This is a genomic window from Paenibacillus sp. FSL H8-0282, assembly GCF_037963825.1.
In the GTDB taxonomy this organism is placed as follows: Bacteria; Bacillota; Bacilli; order Paenibacillales; family Paenibacillaceae; genus Paenibacillus_AQ; species Paenibacillus_AQ odorifer.
The window spans coordinates 5746463-5765288 of the sequence record NZ_CP150146.1; the positions used below are offsets into that span (position 1 = coordinate 5746463).

Here is an 18826-nt window from a genome sequence, read left to right on the forward strand (position 1 = left end):
TAGCCATAGGGTCAGAGTTACTCGGTACCTGTAGTCTCTCCCTCCTTCGCATTATCATTAGTATTATTGCCAGACTGGAGACTTTTCTTTGGAACTCCATCAAGGCCATATTCCCAATCATAGGCATCAAATATTTTACGTGCGACTGGTGCCGCACTTTGTGAACCAAAACCACCTTCAGGGATTACAACCGCCACAGCCAACTTAGGATTATTACGTGGAGCATATGCAATAAATACCCCATTATCGCGAATTTCACCCTTAGCTACTTGCTGAGAGGTTCCCGTCTTACGGGCAAAGTCATAAGGGAAATCAGAAAAAGCACTAACTTCACTTCGCATCCCCTGCTTAATTTCATTCCAGTAGGACTTATCGAAGTTTGTTACTTCATCAAGCACCTCACGTTTAAATTCTTTGATTATATTTCCATCTGCATCAGTAATCTTGCTAACCAGTTGAGGTTTAATCCGCTGTCCTTCATTAGCAAGTGTAGTAACATACTGTGCAAGCTGCATTACTGTATAACTTCCTTGTTGTCCGAAAGAGGCATAGACCAGTGCGGACTGCGCACTACCAGCAGCTTCTATATTGGTATAGTTTCTTTGACCCAAGAATTCATTAGGCAGGTCAATTCCCGTAGATACACCAAGGCCGAACTCTTTCATATAGACATCCCAGATGTCTATCCCTTTGCTTTTATATTTGTCATACAATCTTTTACCGACCATATCGACCATAAATGCATTCGAGGATTTCTCAATGGCTCTAGCAGGATCCAAAGAACCATATACGTGGTTAGAAGAGTTTCTTACCTTCGTTTCATGCCCAGACTTACCAAAAGTCGCAAAACCTCTATCCTGATAATAAGAAGAAGTTGAAAACAACCCTTCATTCAGGCCCACGAGTACACTCAAAGGTTTAATCGTTGAACCTAGAAGCAGTACAGATCTTAGTCCGTTCCCTGAGGTTCCCGAAGAAATAGGAGTTATCGTACCGTTCTGATAATTATCCATAATACTGTTCCAGACATCTGAAGACAAAGAACCTGATGTCCAAACATTCGTATCATAGTCAGGCATACTCGCCATAGCGACAATATTACCAGTATCCACTTCCATCGCTACTGCATATCCCGTTAAAGCATTCGGATGCGTTCTGCCTTGTACGGTATTAGAGTGCAACCATTTGAGCTGATCTGTTATCGCCTGTTCTGTCTTCATCTGAACGTTCTTATTAATTGTTGTCCAGATGTCATTTCCTTTGACAGGCGGAACGACACGCTCAATTTTCTCCGCCATATTCTGTGGATTGACGGAAATTTCCTGATAGCCGTTTTGCCCGCGAAGCTCACGCTGATATTTCAGCTCCAGCCCATCGAATCCAACAAATTCATCATCCTTATACGTTAGCCCTGGCTCCGGATTGTTTTTCATAGCACTTAGAATGTTTTTATAAATATTAAGACTGTTCGCGGATTTGAAAGGTTTGATATAACCAATCGTCTGTACAGCAACCGTATCTTTATCGTAATGACGAATGCTCTCCTCGACAATCTCAAGCCCCGGATATTCTCCTTTATGTTCCATGAAATAAGCAACTTCTTCAGTAGTCAGATCAGCCTTAATTCGCCGTGCCATAAAGCCAAGTGATTTACGAAAATATAAATCCAACGCATCAATTACATCTTTCTCCGTCATCTTCTCTGCATTTGGATCCCCATATTTATTGAAATCAGCTACCAGCTTGGCTGCCAATGCATCAGACTTGGCCTTAGCCTCTGGGGTCAGCGTTGTTTTACCGGTGACTTTATCTGTTTCCTTAGCCGTATACTCTTTATTGAGTGTGATATACAGCGATTGAACAGGTGTGGAATAAGCTAGCTTCTCACCACCTGCAGCGTATATAACCCCTCTCATGGAAGCTAACGGTACATTTTTAGTATCTCTACTCGTCTCTACCTCAGTTAAAGTTGGGCCTTCCACGAACTGCAGAACAGCTAGTCGGATGATGATTACGCAAAATATAACGAACGTGCTAAAGAAAAACACGTTGAGTCGCAGGCCGATGGAACTTTTGCTACTGGTCTCGTCAGGAGGTGAGGCCTGCTTACGGAAAAAACTCACAGTTTGTCTCTCCTTTTTCTCTAATTTAAGCTTATTGTTCTTGAACGGGATCTGCAACAGGTGGAATATTCTTCTTCGGAACCCCATCCAGCCCATATTCCCAATCATAAGCATCAAAAATCTTACGGGCAACCGGAGCTGCACTATTGGAGCCAAAGCCGCCCTCCGGAATCACAACCGCTACAGCCAGCTTCGGATTCTCTCGTGGAGCAAAGGCAATAAAAACGCCGTTATCACGGTTTATATTTTTTCTATCCGTTTTTTCAGAGGTTCCTGTCTTACGGGCAAAATCATAAGGAAAATCGTCAAAAGCACTAACTTTACTGCTCATTCCCTGTTTGATTTCTCTCCAGAACGATTTATCAAAGGTTACGCTATTAAGCACTTCTTTTTTAAATTTCTTAACCACCTTACCTTGCGCATCCGTAATCTTACTTACAAGCTGCGGTTTAATTCGCACACCTTCATTTGCAAGTGTAGTAGCATACTGGGCAAGCTGTAATGTAGTATAACTGCCTTGCTGGCCAAAAGATGCGTAGACGAGCGCGGCCTGTGAGCTCCCTGCAGCCTTGAAATCTGTATAGTTAATCTGACCTGGTGATTCACCGGGAAGACCACTTTGTGTTGATACACCCAGTCCGAACTTTTTCATATATTCGTCCCAGACCTCTACACCTTTATCCCCCTGGTATTTTTTGTATAGTTGCTTTCCGACCATATCTACCATAAATACGTTAGAGGATTGCTTGATAGCATCAGCCGGATACAATTTTCCATAGACGTGACCTGATGAATTTCTAACCGATGATTTATCATCCTTACCGAAATAGGTAATCCCCACATCGGGATAGGTGCTCGAGGTGTTAAAAAATCCTTCATTTAAACCAATTAATACACTTAACGGTTTAATGGTCGATCCCAAGAATACAAGTGAGCTAAAATCATGACCCGATCTCCCGGAAGAATTCGAGGTAATTGTACCATTCAGATGATTATTCATAATTTTATTCCAGACAGATGTAGGCAGTGAGTCCTTTGTCCATACATTCGAATCGTAATCAGGCATACTCGCCATAGCGACAATATTCCCAGTCTCTACTTCCATTGCTACTGCATAACCTGTTAAAGCATCAGGATGAGTTTCGCCTTGAACAGCATTGGTATGCAGCCATTTAATCTGATCCAATATGGCCTGTTCAGTCTTCATCTGAACATTCTTATTAATGGTCATCCAAATGTTATTGCCTTTTACAGGGGGAACGGTCTGTTCTACCTTCTCCGCCATATTTTGAGGAGTGACCGAAATGACCTGATAACCATTTTCTCCGCGCAGTTCGCGTTGATACTGCATTTCCAGACCATCAAATCCTACATATTCTTCCGTTTTATACATAAGTCCCGGTGAAGAATTGTCTTTCATTGCACTACGAATATTTTTGTACATCGCTATGTCTTCGGTTGATTTAAAAGGTTTACCAAAACCCACCGTCTGCACAGCTACCGTATCTTTATCGTAGTGGCGTACACTTTCTTCCACAATGGTAATACCTGGATATTCATCCTTATGTTCCATGAAATAAGCTATTTCTTCTGAAGTTAGCCCTGCTTTTATACGACGCGGTACATAACCCAGATACTTTTTAAAGTCCAGATCAAGTAAATCCAGCACGTCCTGCTGCGTTAACTTAGGGGCATCTGCACTTCCATATTTCTCAAACTCCGCTACTAATCTTGCTGCAAGGTCATTAGACTTATTTTTCGCTTTTTCCGTTAGTGAGGTTTCACCCGTTACTTTATCGGTAGTTTTAGCTGTATATTCCTTATTTAGGGTAAGATAGAGCGACTCAACAGGTGTAGAATAGGCTATCTGCTCACCCCCGGCAGCAAAAATAATCCCTCGCATGGCTGCCAGCGGAACAAACTTCGTATCCCGTTTGATCTCTTCTTCTGTCAGCAAAGCTCCCTCAGTAAACTGCAAACCTGCAAGACGCACAATAATGATACAAAAAATAAAAAAAGTGCCAAAGAAAAACAGATTCAATCTCAGACCTACAGAATGTTTCGAAGATTTCCCGTCCGCAGGCGGGAGCTGCTTCCCAAAGCTCACCAGCTTTCTTCCCTTCTATATAAAAATAATGTCTGAATTGCCTTAGCCAGCGACATTGCTCTTATAATGAAGGTGATTTCTAAGAAGCTGATTGTGAGCATTGCACTCGCATTTGTGTTAGAGCGGTTGGTATGAGTTTATTGTACCACACGGAAGGAGTGCGGCGCCCTCACTCAGAGTGCGTTCTCCCTAATATGCGTATCGTCAAAATCCTTCGGATTAAACCAATCTCCACTGCTCGCCCAAGTGGGATCCAATGGAATCCAAGCTTGCCGGTCACTTATATAAACTTCATTCCAGGCATGTGCGCCATACCCGCCTCGACCATCATAGCCTTGACCCGTTACAACGCGCACCTGCAATCCTTGGGAGCGGGCCATTACAGCGTAAAGACGGGCATAATCAATACATACCCCTATGCGTGTGTCGAAGGTATCCTGCGGGGTCTGTTCATGCCAAATTCTATTTTTTTCATAATTTTCCGCTTTGGCGTAATCATAAGTTACTCGTGTTCCTACCCAATCATACAGTAGTTTGGCTTTCTTCTCGTCTCCTTGCGCTTGTCCAATAATATCTTCAGCCGCACCCACAATATCTTGTGGAATGTCATGATCAATAACTTCATATTTTCTGCGCAGGATATCATTCATCTCAGCTGCAACGGTCTTCGTCAGAATAGGCAGCTTTTTCTGCACGGTCTCCCCAACAAAGGGCTCAAATACAGCGGCAGCGCTTTGACTGTAGATCGGAGAAGATTCCACATAACGGCTAAATTGACTTTCTGGATTTAGGCCAACACAAATGAAGAGAGCAAGCACAATAATTAAACCACGAGTCAAGCCTATAATTAATCCTATGATAGCTCCGCCCATACGGCTTACTTGCGTAATCTTTCTGTCCTTAAATGTCTTGGTGCGCCGTAACTGATGGAATGGGAGCAGCATAGACAACAATCCCAGAAGCATGCGAATTAAGATATAAGAGAGCAATAACAACAATAGAAACCGCACCAGCGGCGATTCCGCCAGCACAGACACAGCCGTATAATAAATTTGCTGCCACTGGGTCAGCTGTTTATCAGGCAGACTTATTCCTGCTGCCCAAGTCTGTACATGAGGATTGAGATAAGCCGCAGCAGGAATGGCCAGCACCAAAGAAGCTATTGTATACAGTCCTGTTCCCAGCAGACCGAATAATCTTCCGGTAGCACTTGAGAACCCTCTGCTCCAGCCTTGCAATAGTGAAAAGACTACTACCAGCAGGAGGGCGATGGAGATGATATTTGCATCACTCAGACTAGTCAACCAACCGTTTATCATATCCAATCTCCCCTTTCAGTCGCCCGCTTGCTTGTTTTTGATAATGATTTAAACTGAAGCCGTTTATTGATGTTTCCGAGCTTCCTCGATAAATGTTTGTGTGGTATCAGTAATACTCCACTTCCCAAGACTAACTCCGCGGAAAGTAACCTCTACCTTATCTTCGCCAGTAGTACCTTTCACTTCAATATTCGGAGTTGTGATCGTAAATGTTCCGTCACCATTTGAAGTGTACTTCGCATCCTGCGCCTCTTTAAGCATAACCTCTTGTGCTTCCTTCTTCACCGTACTTACCGTTCCATCTGCCACCTTATTCACAGCGTTACCAATTTGGTCCATTGTCACACCACTATAGATGAATAGACCTACAACGATAATAATGACAATCGCCCATTTCAACATCGTTTTGACCAAATTAACAACCGCGAACAACAGAATGAGCGCAATAACAATAACTAACCAATTCTCTCTAATAAACTGTGACCACACCTCTGGATCCATCAACCTCACAACACCCCTATCACCTAGTTTCGTCCTAAGGATTATCTCCTCTATAGACATGACGCCAATATTAATTATTATACATGAATGCCCATCATAATTCATGGTTCCACAGCCAGAGAAAGGTATACCTGCTTATAGGAATTAAAAAAGCGGTATAAGCCCTCTCTGTCCCACGTAAAGTACAAGTAGTTGCTTAAATTTGATCTTCTTAAAATCCGCCTTCCTGCATTAATCTTTATTGTAGGTGGCTCTCGGAGGTGTTTCCCTGTGAAAACTGCGCTGTGGCTGTACCTGTTTCTTTTTCTGGCGTTTTTTGATTTACATGCACAGTATCCTATTCTAACGCCCTTTGCCATCTCTCTTGGTGCGGGACCCGCCTTTATTGGCTGGATGATGGGCATGTATTCGTTAACCCATCTTCCTGGCAATTTGCTCGCAGGCGTACTCGTCGATCGTAATGGCAGCCGCCGCTACATCGTCTTTAGCCTTGTTACTGCGGGAGCCATTCTACTGCTGCAGGCTCATGCTCAGCTTCCGTGGCATTTGCTGATGCTACGAGCAGCAAGCGGGTTCGCGCTCGCCTTCCTCTCTCCAGCGTGCATGACCTTGCTGGCTTCATTATCATCTGATGCTACTGAGCAGGGGAAATATATGTCCGGACATGGTATCGTTCATACCTTAGCTTCAGTGGTATCCCCGGCAGCGGGGGCCTTTATCGTAGCTAAAGCTGGCTATTCCGGCACCTTCACCACATTGGGATGGCTGCTTATCGCTACAGGCATCATGGCTTTTTTCAGTGTACCGGCACCTGCCCGGCGTTTAGTACGCCCTGTAAACTCTGCAGCACCTCCTTTAAAAAAACAGGATCTTCCTTCGGTCCCTATATCCGATGCCAATCCAGTTTCCAAACGTTATTATCTGCTGCCTTTTTTCGTTTCTTGTTCACAAGGGGTTCTGTTTTTTGAACTTCCTCTATCTCAGACCGGAAGTAATAGCATTGTTTCCACAGGCATTCTTTTATCGCTCCTTAGCTTAGGGGCTTTGGTAACACTCAGTTTGTTCTTCCTAAACCGCTTTTCCCCAGGAGGAAGAATAGCCGTGGCCTTGCTAGGTATGGCCCTTTGTTTTTTTGCGCTCGCCTCACTTCACAGCATTCCCGCTTCCGTTATTCTCTTTATGCTGGGTGCAGCCAAAGGAATATTATTTCCTGCAATGGCATCGCTCTTTATTAGTCTAGGTGGACCAGGACGTATGGGACACACCTTCTCCATGCAGTCGATAGCCATGTCACTAGGCGCATTCGCAGGCCCTGTGGCCGCAGGACAATTAAGAGCCGTTGTTTCGCCTTATTTCATTGCCTTTCTATTGCTGATGGTTGCACTATTACTGCTTCCGCCAAAAAATTCAACCAAGCTGTCTACCTACTCTTCCAAATGGAATGGGCGGGCCGCATGATTTATTGTTTTTACGACATTTCCCGGGGAATGAAGATTTTCCTGTAGAAACAGTTGTTAAAACTGCTCCTCCTTCGGTAAACTATAATGAGTCTGTAAGTTCAGACTTCATTTCCGGAGGTGATTGTCAGCAAATGTCCATTACGATTATTGTCGAAGGCAAAAACGATCGCAGCAGATTACGACGCGTGCTGGTACCGGAAGTCGAAATCCTCTGTACCTTTGGTACATTAAATACGCTCAAACTCGAGTCCCTGCGACAAAAAGTAGGAGATGGAGAAGTATATCTTTATATGGATAACGACAGTTCAGGCAAAAAAATACGCGGGATTCTCCGCGATGCCTTTCCCGATGCTGGTCACATCTATACGCGCCGGGGTTATGCCGGAGTGGAAGGCACTCCAGATGAATACAATATTAATCAGCTTGAAAAAGCGGGTCTGGAAGAGTTCATCATTTACCCTGAACCCATTCCTTTTTGATTCGCGATATATTGCCTAAGAAATTAAAAACGCCTTTTTCGTTATCCTTCAATAAATGGGATTCGAAAAAGGCGTTTCTGTTATGCGGTTATGTTCTATTCACGAGCCAATTCATTCAGCCTATCGGCAAGAAATTCAGGCGTTATGTTATCCGTATCCCCTGCGTCATACAATGCACGGAGACGATTGTCTCGATCAACCAATGCTATGCGATTGGCATGTACGAAATTTTCTTTACTATTCCCTGCAATTAGTACTTTAAAAGAATCAGTTGCCAGCTTACGAATGACTTCCTGATCCCCCCGTAAGAAGTACCAACCCTTATAATCTGCCTGGAAACGGTCCGCAAAGCTTTTAATGGCTTCACGCGTATCATTCTCTGGATCAAAAGAAATAGAGACGAACGCCGTATCTTTTCCAAAGCTGCCATCGTCGACCAGAATTTTCTGCGTCTGAGATAACAGAAACGTAGTTATAGGACATACATCCGGACATTGTGTGAAAAAAAAGTATACCAGCCGTGCCTTACCTTGTGTATCAGCCAGAGTAATCTGGTCTCCATCCACATTTTCAAGTGAAAAGTCCTGCACTTCTCCGATTACCGGCAGTTTTTCTTTTCCTAAATTCAAAGAATTAACTGCCAGATAACCAGCCATTACCAAAGCAAGCAATAATAGAATCCAGGTCCATTTATAACGCTTAAAGGTCTGCACGGACAATAATACCCTCCCTCTTCTTAACCGTGAATCGTATTCAATACAAGTACGATCAAACTTACCGTTAGGTAGTTAATGGAGAAGAGGAAGTTCTTCTTCGCCCAGACTTCGTCATCTTTTGCTGCAAAGCCCATCAAGGTTATGATTAACCAAGCCAGAGACAGCGCTGTTGAAATCACCAGATAAAAAATGCCCGCATAGTCGTAGGCGTACATTAACACTGGAATAGGTAGCAACAGTGCTACATAAGGAATCATTTGAAACTTCGTACGACGTGTTCCTTTGACTACAGGCAGCAGCGGAAATCCAGCGGCTCTATATTCTTCTTTACGTCTAATCCCGAGCGCCCAGAAATGGGGAGGTTGCCACAGAAACAACATCGCAAACATCAGCCAAGCCCCTAGATCAACTGTTCCTGTAACTGCAACATAGCCAATTACCGGTGGCATAGCTCCAGAGATCGCACCTACTGAAGTGCTCCATGTTGATGTCCGTTTCAACCAAAGGGTGTATACTACAACGTAAACGAACATCCCTACAATCCCGAACAGACCGGCTAAAACTCCGGAAAAAGCAAACAGCACAATCAAGCCCGCAATTCCAAGCCCAATAGCATACAGCAATACGGTTTTGGGTTTCAGTCGTCCTGTAGGAAGCCCCCGATCGCGCGTTCTTTCCATCTTCATGTCCAGGTCACGGTCGAAATAGTTATTAAAAACACAGGCCGAAGCCATAACCAGCATTGTACCGAGCAGAGTCAGAACTAATCTGCCGTATTGAACATCCCAACCTGAAGCCAGCCAATATCCTGCAAAGGCAGCGATGAGGTTAGATCGGATAATACCGGGTTTTGTTACGGTAATGAAATCACGCCAACTTGCACCTTCCGGTGGAGATTTTGCAGACATAGCTGCAGAATCGGAAGAAGCTTGAAATGTTATATGATTATCCACACCAAATGATCCTCCTTCTAAACGAACTTCTAACGTTCTAGCCGAAGCACTAAATAGACTTCGCTGTTAACTTTATCATATCAAACCCGAGGAGACTTTGACAGTCATGGCACAGTATGTTCATGAATTTGACAATTACGTGACAATATTTATTTCCAGCCCGTTAATAACCTAAGCTGTATTTGGGTAATTATTAATAATGTACTTCCGAACAACAAAGGAGAACTGACCAATGGACACCGCTACACATTTAGTTATGGGCATAGGGTTAGCCGGACTTTCATTCGTAGATCCTGTCGTTGCTTCTGACCCTAAACTGGCCGGGGCCGTTATGCTGGCTACGATTTTAGGCTCACAAGCTCCTGATGCCGATACCGCATTAAGACTAAAGGACAATGCAATATATATTCGTAATCACCGGGGAATCACACACTCCTTGCCTTTTCTAATTTTGTGGCCCGCTCTGATTGCCCTAGTCTTAGGGCCTCTGTTTGGATTTACTGATTTGGCAGCTTTAAGCCATGTTGCACTCTGGGGTTTCATAGGCGTAGGCGTGCACGTCTTCTCTGATCTGTTTAACACCTATGGAACCCAGGCCGCCCGTCCATTTACTGAGAAATGGATTGCCTGGAATATCATCCACATTTTCGATCCATTTATTTTTGGCAGCCATATCGCAGCTATTCTACTCTGGATCACTGGGATTGTGCCGCCCAAACCTTTATTTATTACGCTTTATGCCTGTACCATTCTTTATTATATTTGGAGAACAATTGTTCATGCCCGCCTTACACGAAACATCAAGCTTAAAGATATACACCATAATGCTGGTGAACGTTATATTGTAATCCCTACAATTTCACTTAAACGCTGGAACGTAGTTAAAGTGAAAAAAGACGGCAGCTATGACGTTGGGCAGCTACTGAACAACCGTCTGGAATGGTTCAAACATGCGGTCTGCTCGAATCATCCCGCTGTGGAAATATCCAAGTCGCATCCAGATATTCAGTCCTTTCTATATTTCACCTCTTATGCGGTTGCCGAAGTGGAGGAGCTTCCTTCAGGATATATGGTGCGCTGGGGAGACGTTCGTTATTTACACCGCAAACAATACCCTTTTGTGGCTGTATTAGTTATGGATAACCAATATAAACCTTTAAATACTTATGTAGGCTGGCTTAGCAGTGATAAGCTCGACAAACGATTCTCCATCGACCCTGGTTCTTTACGATGAAACTGTAGACTTACTGAGAGATCTATTCTATAATCACAAAAAATCCCGGAGTATTTTATAATACTCCGGGATTCATTTTAGCAGACACGGAAAGGAAGGCTCTTAATGGGTAAAGGACTCTCACTTTGGTTCGCTTGTTCTTCTATTCTTATTCTCACTGCCGCTTCAATCGCGATCAGCTATAGCTTCTGGCTGGCACTTCTGCTTGGTTTTCTTTGCGTAATGAATATTGGCTGGGGATTTATCCTCAAAGCCAGAATTAGACGCAAACAGGAAAGCTTAAGCTCTGACTAAGATTAACGAGCTGGCAGAAAGCCCATCCGCTCTTTTACGCCATTCAACGTCTCAGCTGCAACAATACGTGCACGTTCAGCACCTTCAGCAAGAATATCAGTGATCGCACCTGAACTGCGAATTTCATGATATCTTTGTTGCAAAGGCTCAAGTGTGGATACAACCACTTCCCCAAGATCCTTCTTAAAGCCACCATACATTTGTCCTTCATAACGATCGGCTATTTGCTGGAGGGACATCCCAGAACATTCCGAGTAAATACTCATCAAGTTACTAATCTCTGGCTTGTTAGCCGGATCAAAGATCACTTCACGTCCAGAATCAGTCGTTGCGCGGCTGATTTTTTTACGGATCACATCCGGCGAATCCAACAGGGCAATATAGCTGCCTGCATTCGGGCTGCTCTTGCTCATTTTTTTAGTGCCATCATCCAGAGACATAATGCGTGCGCCCACTTCAGGGATATACGGTTCAGGAATCGTAAAGAATTCGCCAAAACGGTTATTGAAACGGCCAGCTAAATCACGGGTCAACTCCAAGTGCTGCTTCTGATCTTCACCTACTGGCACAAGATCCGCATTATAAACAAGAATATCTGCTGCCATTAAAGAAGGATATACGAATAGGCCCGCGCCAACTGAATCCTTACCTGATGATTTATCTTTGAACTGTGTCATACGCTCAAGCTCGCCCATTGCCGTTAGCGTAGTCATGATCCAGCCCAATTCCGCATGCTGAGGCACATGAGACTGCATATATACATTCGAACGCACAGGATCAATTCCTGCCGCGATAAAGAGTGCAGCTACAGCTTCAGACTGCTCACGCAGTGCCGCAGGATCTTGAGCAACGGTGATCGCATGCATATCGACAACCATAAAGAAACATTGATGATCGTCTTGCAGCTTCACAAAATTTTTCAGCGCTCCGATATAGTTACCCAAAGTTAGAGAACCGCTCGGTTGTATGCCTGACATTACTTTTTTCAACATAATATAGACCTCCGTTAGATGTAATTTCCGATTTCCGAGAACGCAAAAAAAGGCCTCATCCGCAAGGGACGTGAGACCGTGGTGCCACCCTTATTCGCTGCTTAACCTTTGTATAGTCGAAGGGAAACAGCCTTAGTCTTCCTTTAACGGGGAAGATCCGGCCGGTCTACTAGGGCATCTTGCTCCCGTTCAAGCGCGGCGCTCAGGGGTCCATTCATCAGGAGTGTCCTACCGGTTCGCATCAACCACCGGCTTTCTGAAGGTGCATTTCCTGTCTACTTGTCCCCGTCATCACATTCTCATCATAATTTAATGCCTTCATCATAGAACCATAAAGAGAAGTTGTCAAATCACTTAACCACTTCCGCATAAATCTGTTATGATAAGGTTATCCATGTTCTATTCGATTACAGTTACGATAAAGGAGCATATCTCATGAAACAGGTGACCAAAGGGCAGTGGGGCGGTTATGATACTTATATTTTGCACAGCCGCGAACTGGAAGTCACGCTTTTGCCGCGACTAGGAAACAACGTGATTTCATTGTTTGATGTAAAAGAACAACGGGAAATTCTGCGGCGGCCTGATGAAAGCGATCAAGCTTTCTTTATGCAAAAACCTTACCATTTTGGCATCCCGCTCTTAATTCCACCCGGAAGAATTCGTAAAGGAAAATTTCAATTCGAGGGTACAAGTTATCAATTTGACCAGAATACCGCTGGTGACAATCATATCCATGGCCTACACCGGACTCAATCCTGGTGTGTCAGCGATATTGAAGAAGACGAGGACGGTTGTGCAGTCACTACTGAATTCCTTACTGAAGATGATCCGCACTGGATGGAGCAATTTCCCATTCCACTCAAATTCGAAATGACATTCAGGCTTCAGGATGCCCGGCTCAGCCAGACTTTAAAGGTTACAAATCTCGGCGATCACCGTATTCCCTTTGGGATCGGCTATCACACCTGGTTTATGATCGATGGAGAACCTGAACGCTGGAATCTCAAGCTGCCCGTAAACAGCATTTATGAACTAAACGATGAATTGCTCCCTAGCGGCAATCTAATTCCACTTGGTGATCTAGATTCACTAAACTCTGGAATCAACCTCCAGGGAACTAATTTTGATACTGCTCTACGTATTGGTGACAAGCAGCCCGTAGAAGCCTTGCTATTACGCGATGATGGTTATGGTCTTCGTTATACAGCTGACGAGAATCATTTCCGCCACTGGGTCCTGTATACCAAAGGTCCGGCCGATCAATTTCTGTGCATCGAACCTTACACCTGGCTCCCGGATGCTCCTAACGTTTCCGATGACCCTTCCTTCACGGGCTTGCTGAAGGTAGAACCAGGTCAAAGTCTTGAGCTGTCCACTATGCTGGAAATGATCTATCCCGATAATTAAAGCAGATATACATTATATCGGTCTTCCCTTGCGTTTACGTAAGAGAAGGCCGATTTTTTGTGCGAGCTTAGTTATTTGGGCTTTCTACCCTTACTTTTAATCGACTAATAATTACCATCCTTAAAACCTTTCGATAGCATGCATGAATTAGCCTCTTAGCGCTCATACTATCTTCACAACGGGCGAAGGAGGTGACACACATGGGTCAAGCAGGTCAAGGTCGTAGCAGCCGTTCCAATAACCTTGTAGTTCCTCAAGCAAATGCAGCGTTGCAACAATTGAAATATGAAGCAGCACAAGAGCTTGGAGTAACGATCCCAGCTGACGGTTATTACGGGAACTACACTTCCCGCGAAACTGGTTCTTTGGGAGGTTACATCACTAAACGTCTAGTACAACTGGCAGAACAACAACTGTCCGGTCGTCAGTAACATCGTTATCTTAAGTGTTTTATCCGGCAGAGGTCTTAAAAAGCCTATTGCCGACTAGCTTTCAAACCTCTCACACTTCTTCCAGAAGCTGTGGGGGGTTTTTCTAATTTATAGCCTATAGTCCCAGCTGCAAACAATTTTTATGTAAAACGTTTAACTTAAAAATTGATCAGCACTCTCGGCGTAAGCATTACGGGGAGATCGAATCATCAGATTCGCCATATTATAATTAGACTCCAGCGTAGCATCTACGATTAGCTTGCCTTGTCTTATAGCGAATTCATAGCTGATCTCACCATGAGTCCAACGGCGTTTGTATTTCAGACTCTCCAGTGCCATTAGACGAAAAGAAGACTGCTGGCTCTCCGTTATTCCTTCCTTCACTTCTGTGAATCCACCCCCCCGACCGGCTAAAGGATGATGACGTATGCCGAATTTGCCAATGGTATTATTTCGTATTTGCACAAATACCGTACCGGAAGATAGTCCTGACAATTCCTCTTGCAGTTCCCTAAACACCAAATCCATCTGTCTTGCTAATGATAGCTGTTCTGTCTTAAGCATATCTTTCCTCCTAAAAGTTTTGTGAGCTTAGCTACTTCGAGTTTACTTCGTCTTATAAATCGAACCCTAAATATTTGGGCTAAGGGCCCGTCGCCACTGCGGGGAATGTTTGGACTTCCAGCCGCTGTTCTCTCCAAATTTCTTGAATTCTTACGCGTATAGCGGGTGAAATTCGGAGACAAAGGCAGTCGCTCTCGCTCTTACAGTTCCAAAATTCCCCTCCGCCACTCCTTCCTCTTTTCCCAAGTTTCTGGTTCGATTTATATCGTTTTGTGAGCTTAGCTACTTCGAGTTTACTTCGTACAAATCGGCTTAGTAAGCGCTTACTTAAGCTTTTTGAGCTGAGCTCATTTGTCTTCCATGCAAGCCTTTTATAAGGCTCAAGGCTCATTATAGACCCCTTAAATACGTCAAACAACATTATTCTACAAAATTGGGTTATTATCCCTAGTAATGCGCAAAATTCATGGATCATTCGTATATTAATTTTTATAAACCGGGGGTTTTCGACATTTAAGCATTAAAAAAAGACCCCTTAACCGGGGTCTTTGCGTGTTCACACTGAAATTCCGTTATTTTTTGTGTCCTGAAATTTGTCTTATTTTAGACATTTCACGCTAAATGCTCTGTCATCTCCAAGAACTCGTTAATATCAGCCACGATCAGATCTGTAGCTCCTTGCCAGAAATCCGGTTTTGTCAGATCCACACCCAAATGTTTGAGCACCAAATCCTCCAATGTCATCACGCCGGTATCCTGCAACAAGCTATCGTATTTGTCTGCAAAGGAAGCTCCCTCTTGTAATGCCAGACGATATAAGCCTGTACTGAACATATAACCAACGGTGTACGGGAAATTATAGAAAGGTACATCTGTGATATAGAAATGCAGCTTCGACGCCCAGAAGTGAGGATGGTATTCAGAAAGCACACCACAGAAAGCTTCTTTCTGTGCTTCCACCATCAGAGCGGACAGTTCCTCAGCATTTACAAGACCTTCCTTACGTTTCTCATAAAAGCGAGTCTCGAACAAGAATCGAGCGTGAATGTTCATAAAGAATGCCACACTGTTCTGTATCTTCGTTTCAAGCAGTGCCAGCTTCTCCTCTGCATTGCCCGCAGCTTTAACCTGAGCATCAGATACAATTACTTCTGCGAAGGTTGAAGCGGTCTCTGCAACGTTCATTGCATAATTCTGATTAAATACAGGTTGATCATCAAGCAGGTAAGAATGATAAGCATGTCCCAGCTCATGGGCCAATGTTGAAACATTGGAAGGTGTGCCGCTGTAAGTCATGAATATCCGTGATTCTTTACTCTCAGGGAAGGAAGTACAGAATCCACCAGGACGTTTGCCATTACGATCCTCAACCTCGATCCAGTTATTATCAAAGGCACGCTCTGCAAACTCAGCCATCTTAGGACTAAATTTACGGAACTGTGTGACGATATCCTTCGCAGCTTGATCATAAGGGATCTTGCCGGAAGATTTGCCTACAGGAGCTTCGACATCGACCCATGAGAGAGAATCCAGCCCCAGCAGCTTGGCTTTACGCTGAAGGTAGGACACAAGTACAGGTTTGCTATTCGTAATCACGTCCCACATCGTATTTAAGGTGTCCTGTGTCATACGATTGATGCTGAGCGGATCTTTCAGAACATCGTCCCAGCCTCTTCCCTTATAGAGCTTCAGGCGGAAGCCTGCTAAGTGATTTAAGGTATCCGCGCAATTATCTGCCGCTTCAGTCCAAGCCTCTTCCCATTTATGGAACATCGCTTGACGCACTTTTGGATCTGGATCATCCAGCTTATTAAAAGCTTGACCAGCAGATAGCAGCTTTGTTCCTTCTTCATCCTCAAATGGGATCTTGATCGAGCTAACAATCGTATCATAGTGCCCGCTCCATCCATGATATCCGTCAACAGCTAATTCCAACGCTAAGCTTTCCAGCTCAGGGCTCATCTTCTCACGGGCCAAATCACGGCTCTCGCTCAGTACGAACGTTAAAGGAGCAATCTCTGGACGAGCCATCCACTCAGCCCATACCTTGTCCGTAGTCTGACGAAGGACATTGCTAAATTGCGAGCTGATCCCTTCGAATCCGGCGCGCATGCTTGTCACTTTAGCCGCCAGTCTTACCGCACCCTTGTCCATCTGATTCTGAGCGCCTAGACAGTCTGCGAAGGAAGTGACCTCCACAAGTCTTCCTGAACAGCTCTGAAGCAATGCTATAACCTCATCCAATGCTTTTGTAGACGCAACATCCGTTGGTGTCACAGCATCCTTCACAAAGCCTTGCAAGGATAAAATATCTTTTTCAAGCTTGCTCAAGAACCCTTCTAACTCTGCAGACGAAGAACCCCCCGGAAAAATAGTATCGAGTTCCCAAGTCAGTGATAACGGTTGTTTCATGTGTACTCACCATTCCTTTGCTTTCATTTGACTTTCTTTGTAATTGTCTTAACACCATGGTAAAGTGAATAACGATATCTGAACATTTATAGCCGATAAACTTTAGGAGGGCATCCATATGAAGCCACTACAAATTTCACCGGAAACAGCCATTACGTTATCCAAGCAACTAGGCGTTCCTTTGGAACACTTGATGCATATGCCCCAACATATTTTACTACAAAAAATAGCGGAGCTATCCAAAAAAGAAAATCCCCCACAAACTGAGGGCGAAAATGAAGAGACTCCTTCTGGGAAGGACTCACAATGATTCCATTTAGTCATACCTGGCCTTATGACATCATTCTAGGCGATATGTATGTGCAATACTGTCCATTCTGCAACTCAGAGAATGTGCTTCTGCCTATGAAGCCTAAAGAATTACAAATCGTTCGTGACGGCAAGAAAAAACTGCTCGTCTTCCCCTGCTGCAGCGCCAGTCCTACAGTTATAGATAATGACGGCGATTACCTTTTGTTCGATCGAGCTGTCAGATAAGCAAATCCTAACATTTTCTTTCTACAAAGCGCAGAGGAGAATTTAATTCTCTTCTGCGCTTTTTGTTGTTCGCAAACATTATGAACTTGAAGACAAGCCTTCGATATCTACTTCAACATCTAGAGCCTCAGCACGCATTTGCTCCCGTAAAATAACCCACTGCTCACGTGCCGCTCGAATCATCGCCGCATCCATGATCTTCTGATCATTGATCAGACGGGAGAACCACATTACAGCCACTGAGTATTCTCCGATCCGCCGATTAAGTTCGCCGATCAGGTACATGAGCCGGGCATCATTGCCGGCAATGCCATCTATTTCATAGACCTTAACATACTCGTCCAAAGAATAGCGTAAAAAACGCTTCTCCTGCTCAGTCTCCCCTTGATAGCGATAGAGCCAAGCAATATGATGCAGCAGACTTGCGATAATCCGATCTTTATCGTTAATACTTTGAGCACATAAAAGCGCCAGCTTATAGGTCTCGAGCGCAGTTTCCCAGTCTCGTTTCTCTCCAAAGTCCCGGCTCTTCCAGCGTTTCCCTACCTGTTCATTAAATGCCTTGCGCTGGCGTTCCGTCAGCTTGTCAGCCGAATTTTCTGTGGAGGCAAACCCGCAATTGGGGCAGACCCGTACAACATAATAATCCGGATTCTCATTTTTATAATACGCGCAGAAATCAGCATCACGCCGAATAGCCTTTTTTAGACTAGGGCGTACCCGCGAGGTTGAAAATTCATTTTCACAGTTGCAACACTTGACCTTAATAGAATATAGGGGTATTAACTCTGTCAAGTACTCTCATTCCTTTCAGGATCAACCTGTCCCTTATTATTCTTGGGGCATGTTAACAAAATGATGTGCAGGACCTGCAAGGCGGCTAAGCACGAATGAACGCAGTGGTTCTTCGACTCCAGTCTCCACCAGTGCCTCTTTCATACATTGTAGCCACTCCTCAGCACGTTCTGGAGTAATAGGAATATGCATATGCCTTGCTCTCATCATGGGATGTCCATGTAATTCCGAATAAAGTGGACCCCCGCCAAAAAACTGTGTCAGGAATTGATATTGCTTCTCCAGAACTGGAGTAATATCTTCAGGGAACAAGGGCCCCAGCTGCGGATGAAGCTGTACCTTGGCATAGAACACTTCCACCAACCGATGTAGTGCTTCAGCCCCCCCTAGATTGTCATATATACTCTCATTTGGATTCATTGAGGTTACCAGCCTTCTTCCATATTAATGAAACGTTACTTATTTTATTATACCAAAGATAAGCATAACACGGATATCC

At 44.2% G+C, this 18826-nt stretch carries 19 protein-coding genes and 1 other annotated feature; of the genes, 8 read left to right on the top strand and 11 right to left on the bottom strand.

The genetic code is table 11. The features are described 5' to 3' along the window. Nucleotides 1-17 precede the first annotated feature (17 nt). The 4 genes from NST94_RS24905 to NST94_RS24920 all read right to left on the bottom strand — a co-directional run bounded on the left by NST94_RS24905 (nt 18) and on the right by NST94_RS24920 (nt 6050). Nucleotides 18-2123 (bottom strand): penicillin-binding transpeptidase domain-containing protein, encoded by a 2106-nt coding sequence (locus NST94_RS24905; RefSeq protein WP_280753727.1) that lies wholly within the window; start codon nt 2121-2123, stop codon nt 18-20. 31 nt (nt 2124-2154) lie between these two features. Beyond that, a complete protein-coding gene (locus NST94_RS24910) occupies nt 2155-4230 on the bottom strand; it encodes a penicillin-binding protein 2 (protein ID WP_339281400.1) in 2076 nt (691 codons plus the stop codon). Nucleotides 4231-4403: 173 nt separating this feature from the next. Further along, nucleotides 4404-5549: a transglutaminase-like domain-containing protein gene (locus NST94_RS24915; RefSeq protein WP_076127989.1), complete on the bottom strand. Its 1146-nt coding sequence runs from the start codon at nt 5547-5549 to the stop codon at nt 4404-4406. Nucleotides 5550-5612: 63 nt separating this feature from the next. Continuing rightward, nucleotides 5613-6050, bottom strand: coding sequence for a hypothetical protein (locus NST94_RS24920; protein WP_076127990.1), 438 nt, complete (start codon nt 6048-6050; stop codon nt 5613-5615). A gap of 270 nt (nt 6051-6320) precedes the next feature. On the opposite strand from NST94_RS24920, the gene NST94_RS24925 reads away from it, so the two are divergent. Together NST94_RS24925 and NST94_RS24930 are read left to right on the top strand one after the other, a co-directional pair. Beyond that, a complete protein-coding gene (locus NST94_RS24925; RefSeq protein WP_339281401.1) occupies nt 6321-7508 on the top strand; it encodes an MFS transporter in 1188 nt (395 codons plus the stop codon). Nucleotides 7509-7641: 133 nt separating this feature from the next. Next, a complete protein-coding gene (locus NST94_RS24930; RefSeq protein ID WP_036685586.1) occupies nt 7642-7989 on the top strand; it encodes a DNA primase in 348 nt (115 codons plus the stop codon). A 95-nt stretch (nt 7990-8084) separates the two neighbouring features. Here NST94_RS24930 and NST94_RS24935 read toward each other — a convergent pair whose 3' ends face one another. Both NST94_RS24935 and cyoE read right to left on the bottom strand, forming a co-directional pair. Further along, nucleotides 8085-8702: an SCO family protein gene (locus NST94_RS24935; RefSeq protein ID WP_036685589.1), complete on the bottom strand. Its 618-nt coding sequence runs from the start codon at nt 8700-8702 to the stop codon at nt 8085-8087. 23 nt (nt 8703-8725) lie between these two features. Then, complete coding sequence (cyoE, locus tag NST94_RS24940) at nt 8726-9658, bottom strand: heme o synthase (RefSeq protein ID WP_036685285.1); 933 nt, start codon at nt 9656-9658, stop codon at nt 8726-8728. A 232-nt stretch (nt 9659-9890) separates the two neighbouring features. Between cyoE and NST94_RS24945 the strand changes: the two genes are divergently transcribed. Continuing rightward, nucleotides 9891-10892 carry a metal-dependent hydrolase gene (locus NST94_RS24945; RefSeq protein ID WP_036685288.1) on the top strand — a complete coding sequence of 334 codons (1002 nt, stop codon included), beginning with the start codon at nt 9891-9893 and terminating at the stop codon, nt 10890-10892. A gap of 105 nt (nt 10893-10997) precedes the next feature. Next, a complete protein-coding gene (locus tag NST94_RS24950) occupies nt 10998-11186 on the top strand; it encodes a hypothetical protein (RefSeq protein ID WP_036685291.1) in 189 nt (62 codons plus the stop codon). 2 nt (nt 11187-11188) lie between these two features. On the opposite strand, the gene trpS is transcribed toward NST94_RS24950, so the two are convergent. Beyond that, on the bottom strand, nt 11189-12175 hold the full coding sequence (gene trpS, locus NST94_RS24955; RefSeq protein WP_036685592.1) for a tryptophan--tRNA ligase: 987 nt from the start codon (nt 12173-12175) through the stop codon (nt 11189-11191). A gap of 64 nt (nt 12176-12239) precedes the next feature. Then, nucleotides 12240-12479, bottom strand: a binding site (T-box leader). A 134-nt stretch (nt 12480-12613) separates the two neighbouring features. Here trpS and NST94_RS24960 point away from each other — a divergent pair. Together NST94_RS24960 and NST94_RS24965 are read left to right on the top strand one after the other, a co-directional pair. After that, nucleotides 12614-13588, top strand: a complete 975-nt coding sequence (locus NST94_RS24960; protein WP_076127994.1) for an aldose 1-epimerase — start codon at nt 12614-12616, stop codon at nt 13586-13588. A 200-nt stretch (nt 13589-13788) separates the two neighbouring features. Next, the gene (locus tag NST94_RS24965; protein WP_036685295.1) at nt 13789-14019 is read left to right on the top strand and encodes an alpha/beta-type small acid-soluble spore protein; all 231 of its coding nucleotides are present in this window, start codon (nt 13789-13791) and stop codon (nt 14017-14019) included. A 153-nt stretch (nt 14020-14172) separates the two neighbouring features. Here NST94_RS24965 and NST94_RS24970 read toward each other — a convergent pair whose 3' ends face one another. Next, the gene (locus tag NST94_RS24970; RefSeq protein WP_036685297.1) at nt 14173-14583 is read right to left on the bottom strand and encodes a hypothetical protein; all 411 of its coding nucleotides are present in this window, start codon (nt 14581-14583) and stop codon (nt 14173-14175) included. A gap of 612 nt (nt 14584-15195) precedes the next feature. Next, complete coding sequence (locus tag NST94_RS24975; RefSeq protein ID WP_076127997.1) at nt 15196-16995, bottom strand: M3 family oligoendopeptidase; 1800 nt, start codon at nt 16993-16995, stop codon at nt 15196-15198. A 118-nt stretch (nt 16996-17113) separates the two neighbouring features. Between NST94_RS24975 and NST94_RS24980 the strand changes: the two genes are divergently transcribed. Continuing rightward, the gene (locus NST94_RS24980; protein ID WP_036685305.1) at nt 17114-17305 is read left to right on the top strand and encodes a YycC family protein; all 192 of its coding nucleotides are present in this window, start codon (nt 17114-17116) and stop codon (nt 17303-17305) included. Continuing rightward, nucleotides 17302-17532: a hypothetical protein gene (locus NST94_RS24985; protein WP_036685307.1), complete on the top strand. Its 231-nt coding sequence runs from the start codon at nt 17302-17304 to the stop codon at nt 17530-17532. Before NST94_RS24980 ends, NST94_RS24985 begins: the two co-directional genes overlap by 4 nt. A gap of 78 nt (nt 17533-17610) precedes the next feature. Here the strand turns inward: NST94_RS24985 and NST94_RS24990 are convergent, their stop codons facing one another. Then, nucleotides 17611-18327: a DUF2225 domain-containing protein gene (locus NST94_RS24990; protein WP_036685310.1), complete on the bottom strand. Its 717-nt coding sequence runs from the start codon at nt 18325-18327 to the stop codon at nt 17611-17613. Nucleotides 18328-18363: 36 nt separating this feature from the next. Further along, the gene (locus NST94_RS24995; RefSeq protein ID WP_076134176.1) at nt 18364-18747 is read right to left on the bottom strand and encodes a globin; all 384 of its coding nucleotides are present in this window, start codon (nt 18745-18747) and stop codon (nt 18364-18366) included. Nucleotides 18748-18826: the final 79 nt, after the last annotated feature.

What these genes read in the sequence shown, in the direction of transcription:
- NST94_RS24930 (WP_036685586.1), top strand. Translation starts at nt 7,642, where the DNA reads ATGTCCATTACGATTATTGTCGAAGGCAAAAACGATCGCAGCAGATTA.
- NST94_RS24965 (WP_036685295.1), top strand. Translation starts at nt 13,789, where the DNA reads ATGGGTCAAGCAGGTCAAGGTCGTAGCAGCCGTTCCAATAACCTTGTA.
- NST94_RS24975 (WP_076127997.1), bottom strand. Translation starts at nt 16,995, where the DNA reads ATGAAACAACCGTTATCACTGACTTGGGAACTCGATACTATTTTTCCG.
- NST94_RS24920 (WP_076127990.1), bottom strand. Translation starts at nt 6,050, where the DNA reads ATGGATCCAGAGGTGTGGTCACAGTTTATTAGAGAGAATTGGTTAGTT.
- NST94_RS24950 (WP_036685291.1), top strand. Translation starts at nt 10,998, where the DNA reads ATGGGTAAAGGACTCTCACTTTGGTTCGCTTGTTCTTCTATTCTTATT.
- NST94_RS24915 (WP_076127989.1), bottom strand. Translation starts at nt 5,549, where the DNA reads ATGATAAACGGTTGGTTGACTAGTCTGAGTGATGCAAATATCATCTCC.
- NST94_RS24970 (WP_036685297.1), bottom strand. Translation starts at nt 14,583, where the DNA reads ATGCTTAAGACAGAACAGCTATCATTAGCAAGACAGATGGATTTGGTG.
- NST94_RS24945 (WP_036685288.1), top strand. Translation starts at nt 9,891, where the DNA reads ATGGACACCGCTACACATTTAGTTATGGGCATAGGGTTAGCCGGACTT.
- NST94_RS24960 (WP_076127994.1), top strand. Translation starts at nt 12,614, where the DNA reads ATGAAACAGGTGACCAAAGGGCAGTGGGGCGGTTATGATACTTATATT.
- NST94_RS24985 (WP_036685307.1), top strand. Translation starts at nt 17,302, where the DNA reads ATGATTCCATTTAGTCATACCTGGCCTTATGACATCATTCTAGGCGAT.
- NST94_RS24995 (WP_076134176.1), bottom strand. Translation starts at nt 18,747, where the DNA reads ATGAATCCAAATGAGAGTATATATGACAATCTAGGGGGGGCTGAAGCA.
- NST94_RS24980 (WP_036685305.1), top strand. Translation starts at nt 17,114, where the DNA reads ATGAAGCCACTACAAATTTCACCGGAAACAGCCATTACGTTATCCAAG.